The sequence below is a fragment of the Aquabacterium sp. genome (assembly GCF_030652515.1).
Classification (GTDB): domain Bacteria; phylum Pseudomonadota; class Gammaproteobacteria; order Burkholderiales; family Burkholderiaceae_C; genus Aquabacterium.
The window spans coordinates 1-13,365 of the sequence record NZ_JAUSAR010000176.1; the positions used below are offsets into that span (position 1 = coordinate 1).

Annotated in this window: 19 protein-coding genes; 16 read left to right on the plus strand and 3 right to left on the minus strand. The window is 62.6% G+C overall.

Annotated elements, in window-relative coordinates; genetic code table 11:
- The 13 genes from Q7V20_RS20185 to Q7V20_RS20245 form a co-directional block, all read left to right on the plus strand.
- A partial coding sequence (locus Q7V20_RS20185) for an elongation factor Tu (protein ID WP_304786166.1) occupies positions 1–325 on the plus strand: 325 nt, incomplete at its 5' end.
- A gap of 65 nt (positions 326–390) precedes the next feature.
- Positions 391–702 carry a 30S ribosomal protein S10 gene (gene rpsJ / locus Q7V20_RS20190; RefSeq protein WP_035037922.1) on the plus strand — a complete coding sequence of 104 codons (312 nt, stop codon included), beginning with the start codon at positions 391–393 and terminating at the stop codon, positions 700–702.
- A 252-nt stretch (positions 703–954) separates the two neighbouring features.
- Complete coding sequence (gene rplC / locus Q7V20_RS20195) at positions 955–1,629, plus strand: 50S ribosomal protein L3 (RefSeq protein ID WP_304795311.1); 675 nt, start codon at positions 955–957, stop codon at positions 1,627–1,629.
- Complete coding sequence (rplD, locus tag Q7V20_RS20200; protein ID WP_230182718.1) at positions 1,629–2,249, plus strand: 50S ribosomal protein L4; 621 nt, start codon at positions 1,629–1,631, stop codon at positions 2,247–2,249. Before rplC ends, rplD begins: the two co-directional genes overlap by 1 nt.
- A complete protein-coding gene (rplW, locus tag Q7V20_RS20205; protein WP_230182719.1) occupies positions 2,246–2,560 on the plus strand; it encodes a 50S ribosomal protein L23 in 315 nt (104 codons plus the stop codon). Before rplD ends, rplW begins: the two co-directional genes overlap by 4 nt.
- A 2-nt stretch (positions 2,561–2,562) precedes the next feature.
- Complete coding sequence (gene rplB / locus Q7V20_RS20210) at positions 2,563–3,387, plus strand: 50S ribosomal protein L2 (RefSeq protein WP_304795314.1); 825 nt, start codon at positions 2,563–2,565, stop codon at positions 3,385–3,387.
- Between the two features lie 13 nt (positions 3,388–3,400).
- Positions 3,401–3,676, plus strand: coding sequence for a 30S ribosomal protein S19 (gene rpsS / locus Q7V20_RS20215; RefSeq protein WP_300547013.1), 276 nt, complete (start codon positions 3,401–3,403; stop codon positions 3,674–3,676).
- An 11-nt stretch (positions 3,677–3,687) separates the two neighbouring features.
- On the plus strand, positions 3,688–4,017 hold the full coding sequence (gene rplV / locus Q7V20_RS20220; RefSeq protein WP_230182722.1) for a 50S ribosomal protein L22: 330 nt from the start codon (positions 3,688–3,690) through the stop codon (positions 4,015–4,017).
- Between the two features lie 10 nt (positions 4,018–4,027).
- Positions 4,028–4,906, plus strand: coding sequence for a 30S ribosomal protein S3 (gene rpsC / locus Q7V20_RS20225; protein WP_304795317.1), 879 nt, complete (start codon positions 4,028–4,030; stop codon positions 4,904–4,906).
- Positions 4,907–4,908: 2 nt separating this feature from the next.
- Positions 4,909–5,325, plus strand: coding sequence for a 50S ribosomal protein L16 (gene rplP, locus Q7V20_RS20230; RefSeq protein WP_230182724.1), 417 nt, complete (start codon positions 4,909–4,911; stop codon positions 5,323–5,325).
- A 24-nt stretch (positions 5,326–5,349) separates the two neighbouring features.
- Entirely contained in the window at positions 5,350–5,547 is a 198-nt protein-coding gene (gene rpmC / locus Q7V20_RS20235) for a 50S ribosomal protein L29 (RefSeq protein ID WP_300547009.1), read from the plus strand.
- Positions 5,544–5,840: a 30S ribosomal protein S17 gene (gene rpsQ, locus Q7V20_RS20240; protein ID WP_304795320.1), complete on the plus strand. Its 297-nt coding sequence runs from the start codon at positions 5,544–5,546 to the stop codon at positions 5,838–5,840. Before rpmC ends, rpsQ begins: the two co-directional genes overlap by 4 nt.
- A 163-nt stretch (positions 5,841–6,003) precedes the next feature.
- On the plus strand, positions 6,004–6,519 hold the full coding sequence (locus Q7V20_RS20245; protein WP_304795322.1) for a peroxiredoxin: 516 nt from the start codon (positions 6,004–6,006) through the stop codon (positions 6,517–6,519).
- A 59-nt stretch (positions 6,520–6,578) separates the two neighbouring features.
- On the opposite strand, the gene Q7V20_RS20250 is transcribed toward Q7V20_RS20245, so the two are convergent.
- Complete coding sequence (locus Q7V20_RS20250; RefSeq protein WP_304795323.1) at positions 6,579–7,082, minus strand: DUF962 domain-containing protein; 504 nt, start codon at positions 7,080–7,082, stop codon at positions 6,579–6,581.
- Positions 7,083–7,356: 274 nt separating this feature from the next.
- Here Q7V20_RS20250 and Q7V20_RS20255 point away from each other — a divergent pair, with 274 nt between their 5' ends.
- The 3 genes from Q7V20_RS20255 (at position 7,357) to Q7V20_RS20265 (ending at position 11,076) form a co-directional block, all read left to right on the plus strand.
- The gene (locus Q7V20_RS20255) at positions 7,357–8,475 is read left to right on the plus strand and encodes a 3-deoxy-7-phosphoheptulonate synthase (protein ID WP_304795325.1); all 1,119 of its coding nucleotides are present in this window, start codon (positions 7,357–7,359) and stop codon (positions 8,473–8,475) included.
- 130 nt (positions 8,476–8,605) lie between these two features.
- Positions 8,606–9,253, plus strand: a complete 648-nt coding sequence (locus Q7V20_RS20260) for a response regulator transcription factor (RefSeq protein ID WP_304795326.1) — start codon at positions 8,606–8,608, stop codon at positions 9,251–9,253.
- Entirely contained in the window at positions 9,250–11,076 is a 1,827-nt protein-coding gene (locus tag Q7V20_RS20265; protein ID WP_304795328.1) for a hybrid sensor histidine kinase/response regulator, read from the plus strand. The genes Q7V20_RS20260 and Q7V20_RS20265 overlap by 4 nt, the downstream gene beginning before the upstream one ends.
- Here the strand turns inward: Q7V20_RS20265 and Q7V20_RS20270 are convergent.
- A complete protein-coding gene (locus tag Q7V20_RS20270; RefSeq protein ID WP_304795330.1) occupies positions 11,052–12,209 on the minus strand; it encodes an MFS transporter in 1,158 nt (385 codons plus the stop codon). The two genes, Q7V20_RS20265 and Q7V20_RS20270, sit on opposite strands and share 25 nt — an antisense overlap.
- Positions 12,210–12,211: 2 nt before the next feature.
- Entirely contained in the window at positions 12,212–13,174 is a 963-nt protein-coding gene (gene corA / locus Q7V20_RS20275) for a magnesium/cobalt transporter CorA (protein ID WP_304795332.1), read from the minus strand.
- Positions 13,175–13,365: the final 191 nt, after the last annotated feature.

Genomic DNA, 13,365 nt, shown 5'->3' on the forward strand with positions numbered 1-13,365 from the left:
GCAGCGCGGCCAAGTGCTGTGCAAGCCCGGCTCCATCAAGCCGCACACGCACTTCACCGGCGAAATCTACGTGCTGAGCAAAGATGAAGGTGGCCGTCACACGCCTTTCTTCAACAACTACCGCCCTCAGTTCTACTTCCGCACCACGGACGTGACCGGTTCCATCGAGTTGCCCGCCGACAAGGAAATGGTCATGCCTGGCGACAACGTGTCGATCACCGTCAAGCTGATCAACCCCATCGCCATGGAAGAAGGTCTGCGTTTCGCCATCCGTGAAGGCGGTCGCACCGTCGGCGCCGGCGTGGTTGCCAAGATCCTCGCGTAATTCATGACGTGTGCCAGTCCGGCCTGTGGCCAGGCTGGCGTCATCTCTCTGTTTAAGGAGCCGTCATGGCACAACAAAAGATCCGCATCCGCCTGAAGGCGTTTGACTACAAGCTGATTGACCAGTCGTCGGCTGAAATCGTTGAAACCGCCAAGCGCACTGGCGCGATCGTCAAGGGCCCCGTGCCCCTGCCGACCCGCCTGCAACGCTTCGACATCCTGCGTTCGCCACACGTCAACAAGACGTCGCGCGACCAGTTCGAAATCCGCACCCACCAGCGTCTGATGGACATCGTGGACCCAACCGACAAGACGGTTGATGCCCTGATGAAGCTCGACCTGCCGGCTGGCGTGGACGTCGAAATCAAGCTGCAGTGATGGGCGGCGCCTCCTTTCGGGAGGTGTGGCTCACGAGAAACCGCTCTTCGGAGCGGTTTTTTAATGCCTGCGGAAGGCTGCTTGTTGCGTAACTCACAACACATTGCTATACTCGCAGGCTTTTCCGCCTTTGTTGGTGGGAAGAATTTATGGTGGTCAGGCAAATCTTTGCTCAGCCACTATTCTTAGTCAGCCCGGCCAATCGATGTCGGGCTTGTGTAAAAGGCCTCTATGTGGGGCTGGAGAAAAACCATGAGTCTTAGCAATCGCCTCGGATTGCTGGGCCGCAAGGTGGGCATGATGCGCATTTACACAGACGACGGCGATGCCGTGCCTGTGACAGTGCTCGACGTGTCCAACAACCGCGTGACCCAGATCAAAACCGTTGAGACTGACGGCTACACCGCCTTGCAGTTGGCATTCGGTTCGCGCAAAGCATCGCGCGTGACCAAGCCTGAAGCTGGCCACCTCGCCAAGGCGGGTGTGGAAGGTGTGGAAGTCATCAAAGAGTTCCCCGTCACCCCGGAAGTCGCCGCCGAATACAAGGCTGGCGCAGCCATCGCCGTGACCGCCCTGTTCCAGGTCGGCCAGAAAATCGACGTGCAAGGCACCTCGATCGGTAAAGGCTTCACCGGCACCATCAAGCGTCACCACTTCGGTTCGCAGCGCGCGTCGCACGGTAACAGCCGTTCGCACAACGTGCCCGGCTCGATCTCGATGGCGCAAGATCCTGGCCGCGTGTTCCCAGGCAAGAAGATGTCGGGCCACCTCGGCGACGACACCGTGACCACGCAAAACCTCGACATCGTGCGCGTTGACGAAGCCCGTCAACTGCTGCTGGTCCGAGGCGCCGTGCCGGGCTCGAAGGGTGGCTTTGTCACCGTTCGCCCTGCCGTCAAGGTCAAGGTCAAGAAAGGAGCCAACTGATGCAGCTCGAGCTCCTGAACGAACAAGGTCAGGCCACTTCCAAAGTGGACGCTCCTGACACCGTGTTCGGCCGCGAATACAACGAAGCCCTGGTGCACCAGGTGGTCGTGGCTTATCAAGCCAACGCCCGCCAAGGCACCCGCGCCCAGAAGGACCGCGCCGTCGTCAAGCACACCACCAAGAAGCCCTGGCGCCAAAAAGGCACCGGTCGCGCTCGTGCTGGTATGTCCTCCTCGCCCCTGTGGCGTGGCGGTGGTCGGATTTTCCCGAACAGCCCTGACGAAAACTTCAGCCACAAGGTCAACAAGAAGATGTACCGCGCCGGCATGGCCGCCATCTTCTCGCAGTTGGCCCGCGAAGGCCGCCTGTCCGTGGTGGACTCGATCTCGATCGATGCCCCCAAGACCAAGCTGCTGGCTGCCAAGCTGAAGGCCCTGAACCTCGACCACGTGCTGGTGATTGCCGACGAAATCGACGAGAACTTGTTCCTCGCCGCGCGCAATCTGCCCAACGTGCTGGTGGTCGAGCCGCGTTACGCCGATCCCCTGTCATTGGTGCACTACAAAAAGGTGCTCGTGACCAAGGGCGCGATCGACAAGCTCAAGGAGATGTTCGCATGAGCATCCTCAAATTCGATGAAAGCCGCCTGCTGAAGGTTCTGGTTGCGCCGATCGTGTCTGAAAAGGCCACGGCTGCTGCTGAAGAACGTGGCCAGGTGCTGTTCAAAGTCGTGCGCGATGCGACCAAGCCCGAGATCAAAGCCGCCGTTGAGCTGCTGTTCAAGGTCGAAGTCAAGTCGGTGCAAGTGCTCAACCAGAAGGGCAAGACCAAGCGCTTCGGTGGCCGTGTCGGTCGCCGTGACCACGTCAAGAAGGCCTATGTGGCCCTCAAGGACGGTCAAGAGCTGAACTTCTCCGGGGAGGCTGCGTAATCATGGCCGTCGTTAAAGTCAAACCAACCTCGCCCGGTCGCCGTGGCGTCGTCAAGGTGGTTCACAAGCATCTGCACAAGGGCAAGCCCCATGCGCCTTTGCTGGAACCACAAATCCAGAATGCTGGCCGCAACAACAACGGTCACATCACCATCCGCCATCGTGGCGGTGGCCACAAGCAACACTACCGCGTTGTTGATTTCGTCCGTAACAAGGATGGCATCCCCGCGAAAGTCGAGACCATTGAGTACGATCCCAACCGCACGGCTCACATCGCACTGGTGTGCTATGCCGACGGCGAACGTCGTTACATCATTGCTCCCCGTGGCTTGGTGGCTGGCGCGACCGTGATCAGTGGCTCCGACGCCCCGATCAAGGCTGGCAACACGCTGCCCATCCGCAACATCCCCGTGGGTTCCACCATCCACTGCATCGAGATGATGCCTGGCAAGGGCGCGCAAATCGCGCGCTCGGCTGGCACCTCCGCTGTGCTGATGGCCCGCGAAGGCACCTACGCTCAGGTTCGCCTGCGCTCGGGTGAAGTTCGTCGGATCCACGTCGAATGCCGCGCCACCTTGGGTGAAGTGAGCAACGAAGAGCACAGCCTGCGCCAATACGGCAAGGCCGGTGCTATTCGCTGGAAGGGCATCCGCCCAACGGTTCGTGGCGTTGCCATGAACCCGGTGGATCACCCGCACGGTGGTGGCGAAGGCCGCACGGGCGAAGGTCAAGTCCCGGTGTCCCCATGGAACACCATGACGAAGGGCTATCGCACCCGCAACAACAAGCGCACGCAAACGTTCATCGTTTCGCGTCGCAAGAAGTAAGAGGTAGGCTGAAATGGCTCGTTCTCTTAAAAAAGGTCCCTTCGTTGACCACCACCTGTCTGCAAAAGTCGACAGAGCTGCTGCCATCAAGGACAAGAAGCCCATCAAGACTTGGTCGCGTCGTTCTACGATCCTGCCCGAGTTCATTGGCTTGACGATTGCCGTGCACAACGGCAAACAACACGTGCCTGTGTACGTGACCGACCAGATGGTTGGCCACAAGCTCGGCGAGTTCGCCCTGACCCGTACGTTCAAGGGTCACCCAGGCGACAAGAAAGCCAAGAAGTAAGGAGCCCGACGATGGAAACCAAAGCAATCGTTCGCGGCGTTCGGCTCTCATGCGACAAAGGTCGCCTGGTGGCTGACCTGATTCGCGGCAAGAAAGTCGATCAAGCCCTGAACATCCTGACCTTCACTCAAAAGAAGGCCGCCGGCATCATCAAGAAGGCTCTGGAGTCCGCAATCGCGAACGCCGAGCACAACGACGGTGCTGACATCGATGAACTGAAGGTCAAGACCATTTATGTGGAGCAAGGCACCACGCTGAAGCGTTTCACCGCACGGGCCAAAGGCCGCGGTAACCGCATCAGCAAGCCAACTTGCCACATCTATGTGACCGTGGGTAACTAAAAGGCAAACCATGGGACAAAAAATCCATCCAACCGGTTTCCGCCTGGCGGTGACCCGCAATTGGTCATCACGCTGGTATGCGAGCAACCGCAACTTCAGCAAAATGTTGGCTGAAGACTTGGGCGTGCGTGAGTACCTCAAGAAGAAACTGAAGAATGCCGCCGTGTCGCGCATCCTGATCGAGCGTCCCGCCAAGAGCGCACGCATCACCATTTTCTCGGCTCGTCCGGGCGTGGTGATCGGCAAGAAGGGCGAAGACATCGAGAACCTCAAGATTGAACTGGCCAAGCGCCTGGGCTGTCCTGTGGCAGTGAACATCGAAGAAGTGCGCAAGCCTGAAATCGATGCTCAGCTGATCTCGGATTCGATCACGCAGCAATTGGAAAAGCGGATCATGTTCCGCCGTGCCATGAAGCGCGCCATGCAAAACGCCATGCGTCTGGGTGCCCTGGGCATCAAGATCATGTCGGCAGGTCGTCTGAACGGCATCGAAATCGCACGTACCGAGTGGTACCGCGAAGGTCGCGTGCCACTTCACACCCTGCGTGCTGACATCGACTACGGCTTCTCTGAAGCACAGACCACCTACGGTGTGATCGGTGTGAAGGTGTGGGTCTACAAGGGTGACCGTCTGCCGAATGGCGACGCACCGGTGGTCAAGGGTGAGGATCGTGAAGACGACCGCCGCAACCGCCGCCCCCGCACTGACCGCCCCAACGACCGCCGTCCTCCTTCGCGTGGTGCAACACGTGGTGCCCCTCGCGCTGATGGCGCGCCGGGTGCTGCTGCTGCCCCCGAAGGTGGTGACAAGCCCGCTGATGCCGGTGCTGCCAAGCGCGTCCGCAAGGTCGTTGCTCCGGCTGCTCCTGCTGAAGCGAAAGGAGAATAACCATGTTGCAACCTAATCGTCGCAAGTTCCGCAAGGAACACAAAGGTCGCAACACGGGTGTCGCCACCCGTGGTGCCACCGTTGCGTTCGGCGAATTCGGTCTGAAGGCCACTGAACGTGGTCGCCTGACGGCCCGTCAGATCGAAGCTGCACGTCGTGCCATTTCGCGTCACGTCAAGCGTGGCGGCCGCATTTGGATCCGCATCTTCCCGGACAAGCCAATCTCCCAGAAGCCCGCAGAAGTGCGGATGGGTAATGGTAAGGGTAGCGTTGAGTACTACGTCGCTGAAATTCAGCCCGGCAAGGTGCTCTACGAAATCCACGGGGTTCCCGAGGAACTGGCCCGCGAAGCCTTCCAGCTCGCGTCCGCCAAACTGCCTCTGCGCACGACATTCGTCACGCGCATGATCGGCTCTTAATTGGTCGCAAAGGAAAAGAAGCATATGAACGCCTCTGAACTGCGCGCCAAAGATGTGGCCGCACTCGAAACCGAAGTCAAAGAACTGCTGAAAGCGCACTTCAACATGCGCATGCAAAAGGCTACTCAGCAACTCAATGACCACTCGGCTCTGAAGAAGACCCGTCGTGACATTGCCCGTGTCAAGACGATTCTGACCGAGAAGAAAGGAGCTGCGAAATGACGCAAGCTCAAGCTCAAACTGCAGCAGCAACGCCAGCAGCCAAAAACACACGCACCCTGGTGGGTCGTGTGGTCAGCGATGCGCGCGCCAAGACCGTGACCGTGCTCGTCGAGCGCCGTGCCAAGCACGAGCTCTACGGCAAGATCGTGGCCCACTCGCGCAAGTACCACGCCCACGATGAGAACAATGAGTTCCACATCGGCGACGTGGTCGAAATCAGCGAAACGCGTCCTGTTTCCAAGACCAAGGCCTGGGCTGTGACCCGCTTGGTGGAAAAGGCCCGCGCGGTCTGATTGGTCACTGACTGATCGCTGGCGCAAGCCAGGCATGGTCGTGGCAGGGTGATCCTGTTGTGGCCTGCATGAAAACCGGATGTCCAGTTTTATACTGGCCCTCCGGTTTTTTCATTTCCGATCTTCTTTTTCAAACCCGTTTGCTTTCACCTGAGGTTTCCCCATGATTCAAGTTGGCGACACGCTGCCCGGCGGTTCCTTGTCCGAGTTCTTCGACGTGGAGGGTGAAGGCTGTAGCCTGGGGCCCAACACCTTTGAGATCGCCAAGATCACAGCAGGCAAGACCATCGCCATCTTTGGCCTGCCGGGCGCCTTCACGCCCACCTGTTCGGCCAAGCACGCGCCTGGCTACATCGACCAGGTCGAGGCTTTCAAGGCGGCGGGTGTGGACGAAATCTGGTGCGTGTCGGTGAACGACCCGTTCGTGATGGGGGCGTGGGGACGCGACCTGAAGGCTGCGGGCAAGGTTCGCATGATGGCCGATGGCAGCGCCGCCTTCGCCAAGGCGACGGGCTTGACCTTGGACCTGACCGAGAAGGGCCTGGGCCTGCGCTCGCAGCGCTATTCGCTGTTGGCCGTGAACGGTATCGTCAAGGCCCTGAACGTGGAAGAAGGCGGCGGCTTCAAGGTGAGCGATGCCGACACCTTGCTCGTCCAGGCCAGGGCTTTGAAGGCCTGATTGGCTGCGGCCGCCGCTTCAGGTGATCGCAGGTCGGCCTGGGTTCGTTGAAGCTCAACTCAACGGACCGAGCCAGCCTTGGCTTCGATGGCGGCTTCGATGTCCTTGCGCAAGCCCAGCAGGAAGGCGACTTCTGCCAGGACGAACAAGGGCCCGATGATCAACCCGATGACGTCATCGACAAACGCGGGTTTGCGGCCTTCGTAGTAGTGGCCCAGGAACTGGATGCCCCAGCCCACCAGGAACAAGCCCAGTCCCCATGCCAGCCAGACCCCTGTGGCCAGGGGCGCCGTGTGGAGTGCGACGTCCAGGCCCAGAGCGAACACGGCGGCCATGACCGCGCCCATGCGCAGGTCCAGCTTCAGGTAGTAGAGCGCCAGCAGGGCCGCGATGACCATGCCGGGGTTGACGGGCAGGCCGCCGACGGTGGCCAGGGTGGGCCGGGCCAGCAACACCATCAATGACAGCACGATCGTGGGGATGCCGACCAGGTGCGTCAGGATATTGCGGCGGTCCCGGTGGTAGCTGGCGTACTGGGCCAGGAGGTCGATCAGCTTGTTCATGGCGGTGGTCCTTTGCGTGAATCGTAGTGCATTCGGGGTTGGGCGGACTGTCAGCCTGGCGACGCATTTCCCCACGCGTTGGCCAGGCATGCTACATTTATAGGCATGAACACGGCACGCTTCTATTTTTGGCACTTTTACTTCTCGCCCGCAACCGGCGCAGGAGTGGAGAGCGCGTAAGCAGCCACCACCACATTCCTGAAAACCGCCGGATCATCCTCCGGCGGTTTTTTTTCGACGTTTTCAACCCGCACCACGCCTCAGGACGCTTTTCATGAACGCCAATTCCAGCGCCTCATCCGGCTGGGTTCCGCCCGCCGACAAGACTTCGCAAACCGATGACGAACGCATCCTCAACGTGACGCCGCTGCCGCCCCCGGAGCACTTGATCCGCTTCTTCCCGATCCGGGGGACGCCGGTGGAGACGCTGGTGGCAGGCACGCGGCAAAAGATCCGCGAGATCATGCAGGGGCACGATGACCGCCTGCTGGTGGTCATTGGCCCCTGCTCGATCCATGACCCGGCGGCGGCGCTGGAATACGCGCGCAAGCTGCTGGTGGAGCGTGAGCGTTATGCCGACACGCTGGAAATCGTCATGCGCGTGTACTTCGAAAAACCCCGCACGACGGTGGGCTGGAAGGGCCTGATCAACGACCCTTACCTGGATGAGAGCTACCGCATCGACGAAGGCCTGCGCATGGCGCGGCACCTGCTGCTGGAGATCAATCGCCTGGGCGTGCCAGCGGGCAGCGAGTTCCTGGACGTGGTCTCGCCTCAGTACATCGGCGACCTGATCAGCTGGGGCGCGATCGGTGCGCGCACGACCGAGAGCCAGGTGCACCGCGAATTGGCCTCTGGCCTGAGCGCGCCCATCGGCTTCAAGAATGGCACCGACGGCAACATCAAGATCGCCACGGATGCGATCCAGGCGGCGGCGGGCGCGCACCACTTCTTGTCGGTTCACAAGAACGGGCAGGTGGCGATTGTCGAGACGGCGGGCAACCCCGATTGCCACGTGATCCTGCGTGGCGGCAAGGCGCCCAACTACGACGCGGCCAATGTGGAAGCGGCCTGCAAGGACCTGGCCGCGGCCAAGCTGCCGACCACCTTGATGGTGGACTGTTCGCACGCCAACAGTTCCAAGCAGCACGAGAAGCAGATCGACGTGGCCAAGGACATTGGCGCGCAGGTTGGCTCAGGCTCGCGCCGCATTTTCGGTGTGATGGTGGAAAGCCACTTGCAGCCAGGCAACCAGAAGTTCACGCCGGGCAAGGACCAGCCCTCGGGCCTGGAGTACGGCAAGAGCATCACCGATGCCTGCATTGGTTGGGCCGACTCGACCAATGTGCTGGAGATCCTGTCCAGCGCGGTGAAGGCCCGCCGCGCGCGTTGAGCGAGTGCAGGCCACCGCGAGCGGGTACACCCTTAAGGGGGGAACCACCGGCTTGCGGGGTATCTTGGTAGCGGGTTGAAGCGGGGGCGGGGGATACTCCGGTTCATCGCAGTTCAACTCCGCCTTTCTCATGCCTTCGACGCCCAATCCCCGCATCTTGCTGGTGGATGACCATGCCTTGTTCCGCACCGGCCTGGGCATGATCCTGCGCGAAGCCTTTCCAGGATCGACCTTGCTGGAGGCGCCCACCCTGGCCGATGCCATGAAGGTGGAGGCCAAGCCGCCGCTGGACCTGCTCCTGCTGGACGTGCATTTGCCCGACGCGAATGGGTTGTCCTTGATCCAGGTGTTGCAAGACCGATTTGGGCCGGTGCCGGTTCTGATGGTCTCGGGCAGCGATGACGCCTCTCAGGTCACGCAGGCGCGAGACGCCGGTGCGGTGGGGTATTTGTCCAAGGCTGCCAGTGGTGCGCAGATGGTGAGCACCTTGCGCGAGTGCTTGTCGGGCGGCCAGGCGTTTCCGTTCACGGACTATGTGCAGGCACCCGCCGCCATGGTGTTGGTGGCCCGCCAGGATCCTGTCAGTCCCAGTGAGCGGCAGCTGTCCATCCTGCGCTTGTTGGGGCAAGGGGCGCCCAACAAGGCCATCGCGCGCCAGGTGGGCTTGAGCGAAAACGATGTGCGGGCCGAGGTGTCCTGGCTGACCGAGATGCTGGATGCCACCAGCCGCCAGCAGGCCTACGAGGCGGCCGTGCAGCGAGGGTGGCTGGCGCCATGAGTTCGTGGGCGGGCTTGCTGTCGCAGGCTTGGCGCTTTGACAAGAGCCCTGGTTTGACCGCCGAGATGGAGTTGCTGGACCGCAACCTGCCCGCAGCTTTCGTCTCGTACACCTTGGTGGCCATCATGGCCACCTGGGCCTATTGGTCCACCATTGGTGATGCCAGCGTGCTGTGGTGGGGCGTGGTCTCCACGCTGTTGGGCGCGGCGTGTTTCACCGGGCGCCGGTTCCTGCCGTTGCCCGGCGATCCCGCCAAGGTCATGGTCTATGCCCAGGCGGTGCGCTTCATCGCGATGCTGCTCGGGGTGACCTGGGGCTTGTTCGCGCTGCTGTTCATGAAGCCGGAATGGCCGATCACCTTGACCCTGGTGATCACCTTGCTCGCGGGCATGAGCGCGGGCGGGCTGGTGGTGTTTTCATCGAGTTGGCCGGTGTCGGTGGCCTATGGCTTGCCTTGTCTGCTGCCCTCGGTGCTGGTGTTGCTGCCAGCCGATGACCCGGTCAGCCAAACCATGGGGCTGGCATCCCTGATCTACCTGCTGGCGATGGGGGTGTTCTCCTTCCACGCGGTGCAGGTGACGCGGCGGTCCATCCACCTGCGCTTTGAGAATGCAGACCTGGTCGAGCGCCTGAGGGAGCAGACCCACCGTGCGTTCGAGGCCCGCCAGATGGCGGAGGAAGCCTTGCGCGACGCGGAGGAGGCCAACCGTGCCAAGTCGGTTTTCCTGGCCTCGGCCAGCCATGACCTGCGTCAGCCCTTGCATGCTTTGGGGCTGTTCCTGACCGCCTTGGGTCACACCAATCTGGATGCGCGGCAACGCCAGATGTGGGGCCACGTCGAGGCCTCGTCGGCGGCAGCCAGCGAAATGCTCAACACCTTGCTTGATTTTTCCAAAGTGGACGCGGGGGTGATCACGCCGCAGCCGCAGGTGTTCCCCATGCAATCCCTGCTGCACAAGCTGGAGCGGCATTTCGCGCCGCAGGCCAATGAAAAAGGGCTGGTGTTCCGGGTGCGTGACACCGACCTGGTGGTGCGGGCCGACCCCAGGCTGGTGGAGCAGGTGCTGCGCAACCTGTTGACCAATGCCATCCGCTACACCGAGCGCGGGGGCGTGCTGGCGGGGTGTCGCCGCCGTGGTGATCAAGCCGTGCTGGAGGTCTGGGACACCGGCATCGGCATCGAACCAGCGCAGCACCAGACCATCTTTCAGGAGTTCCACCAACTGGGCAACCCAGAGCGGGACCGCACCAAGGGGCTGGGTTTGGGCCTGGCCATTGTGCAGGGTTTGGCGCGTGCCATGGGGGCGACGGTCAGCCTGGTGTCCACGCCGGGGCGGGGTTCGGTGTTCCGGATGGGATTGCCTTTGAGCCAGGAGGCGGCGGTGCCGCAGGAGGCGCCCGCGCCGGTTTTGGTGGATGCCCAACTGGCGGGCGTGCGGGTGCTGTTGATCGACGACGATGAGGCCGTGCGTGTGGCCATGTCCGAGCTGTTGGTGGCCTGGGGGTGCGCTTGCGAAGTGGCGGGCGCCGAAGCAGAGGCCGTGAAGCTGCTGGACCGCTTCGCCCCGGACGTGGTGCTGGCCGATTTCCGTTTGCGCGATCACCGCACCGGGCCGCAAGCCATCGAGGCGGTGCGGGCCCGGTTGGGGCGGGCCGTGCCGGCCATCATCGTCACGGGTGACACGGCGGCGGATCGCCTGCGCACGGCGGTGGGCAGTGGCATGACCTTGTTGCACAAGCCGGTGGGGTCGGTGCCCTTGCAGCGGGCCTTGGCCCAGGCGCTCTCACCGGCGGCAGATCAGGCCGACGCGCCGAGCACCTGAGTTCGGCGCCACTGCATCAGGATCAGGCTGCTGGCCAGCGCGGCCAACCACCAGCTTTGGCCAATGGCTCCGAAATGGTCGATGACCGTGCCGCTGACCAGTGGGCCCAGCGCGCCACCGGCGGTGTAGCCCGCGATCATGGCCGAGGTGCCGGCTACGGCCGAGGTGTCGGCGAAATCATGCGCCACCCGGATCATGGTCAGCGTGTAGAGGGCTCCGCCCACGGCACCCCAGGCGGCGGCGCACAGCCAGATCAATGGGGGCCACTGGTGGGCTTGGCCAAAGGCCAGCGAGGCCAGCACGAGGATGATCGCCGCGCCAGTGAACAGGTGCCGCGTGGCCACGTGGTCGGCCAGCCAACCCGTGGGGTATTGCAGCAGGAAGCTGCCCATGCCCAAGGCGCCGGCGATGGAGGTGGCCGCCGCCAGGCTCATGCCCAGTTGCGATCCATAGGCGGTGGTGACCGAGCCCAGGCCCACTTCAAACACGCCGCCGACCAGCGCCGCCCACACCAACAGGGGGCGGTGTCGCCAGGCCGTCGCCAGGCCCATGGTCTGCGCGCCTTCGTGGGCGGCTTTGAGCCTGGCCACGGAGGGTGCCAGGGCCACTGCCAAGCCCAAGGCCAGGCCGCCTGCGGCCACGCCATTGGCCTGACGTGGGTCCAGGCCGAGCAGGCTGGGCAGCATGGGGCCCACCGCCATCGCGCAACCCAGCACGGTTTGGTAAAGGCCCGTCAGTCGACCACGGTGGGTGGCGGGCACGTTGTGGGCGATGAGCGCTTCGGTGGCGTTCCAGGCGGCGGCGGCGCCGATGCCGGCCATCAGGGCCAGGGCGCACCAGGCCGCGTAGTCATCGGTCAGCAGGTAGCCCAGGCAGGACAACAGCTCCATCCCCAGGCCGATGCGGTAGGCGCGGCCCACGCCAATTCGCGCGAAAACATGCGGCACCACCGGCACCAGCAGGGCCACGCTGACAAAGGCCAGCATGGCAAAGCCACCAATGGCCGTGGCACTGACCCCCGCTGTTTGCAATCGCACCGCCAGCACGGGGTTGAGCAGGCTGTAGCTGAGCACCACCATCGTGGTCCCCAGCATCACGCGCCACAGGCCGGCGGGCAGTTTCAAAGCACTCACGCTCAGCTCAACCACCCTCGCCGGTGGAAGTACCACATGGGCACCACCGCGCTGGCGATCATCAGGGCCACGGTGTAGGGGTAGCTCCATTCGCCCAGGAAGGCCATCTCGGGGAACTTCAGGTTCATGCCGTAGACGCTGGCCACCAGGGTGGGCGGCAGCAAGGCGACCGAGGCCACCGAGAAGATCTTGATGATCTTGTTCTGGTTGATGTTGATGAAGCCGACGGTGGCGTCCATCAGGAAGTTGATCTTGTCGAAGAGGAAGGCCGTGTGGCTGTCCAGCGAGTCGATGTCACGCAGAATCTGGCGGGCTTCTTCGAACTGCTCGGCGCTGAGCATGCGGGCGCGCATCATGAAGCTGACGGCGCGGCGCGTGTCCATCACGTTGCGGCGGATGCGGCCGTTCAAGTCTTCCTGGCGGGCGATGGCGGCCAGCGCCTCGCCAGCGGCTTGATCGTTGACCTCGGACTTGAGCACGCGGTGGCTGACCTTCTCCAGGCCGTCGTAGATGCCTTCGAGCGTGTCGGCGGAATACTCGGCGTCGGCGTCGTAGAGCTTGAGCAGCACGTCTTTCGCGTCTTCGATCAGCGCGGGGATGCGGCGCGCGCGCATGCGCAGCAGGCGGAACACCGGCAGGTCTTCGCGGTGGATCGAGAACAGCACGTTGTTGTGCAGGATGAAGGCCACGCGCACGTTGCGGGGCGCTTCGTCATCGTCGATCAAAAAGTCGGAGCGGATGTGGATGGCGCCGTCTTCTTCGTAGAAGCGGGCGGATTCTTCCAGGTCGTCGTCGATGATGTCCTGGGGGATGACCAGGCCGAAGCGGACCGCGAGCCAGCCTTTTTCTTCGGGCGTGGGGTCTTCCAGGTCGACCCACACCGGCGCGACCGGCGTCAGTTCGTCCTGGCTGTCGATTTCTTCTTGAAAAAGCCGGCCATTGGCCAGCGTGAAGACGTTGAGCATGCGATCTCCAGCGCCAAACAGCGGCGCGCGCGGATGAAGGGGGGGTGATGAAGGTAGACCGCCCGCTCCGCGCTTGAAACCTGGGCGCCGCGCCTGCTAATCGAGGCCGATGCGCCAGTCAGCTGGAGGGGCGGTCACCGAGGCGGTGTGTCCAAGGTGATCGCTCCGAAAAGCTCCGAAATCGGTAAGCC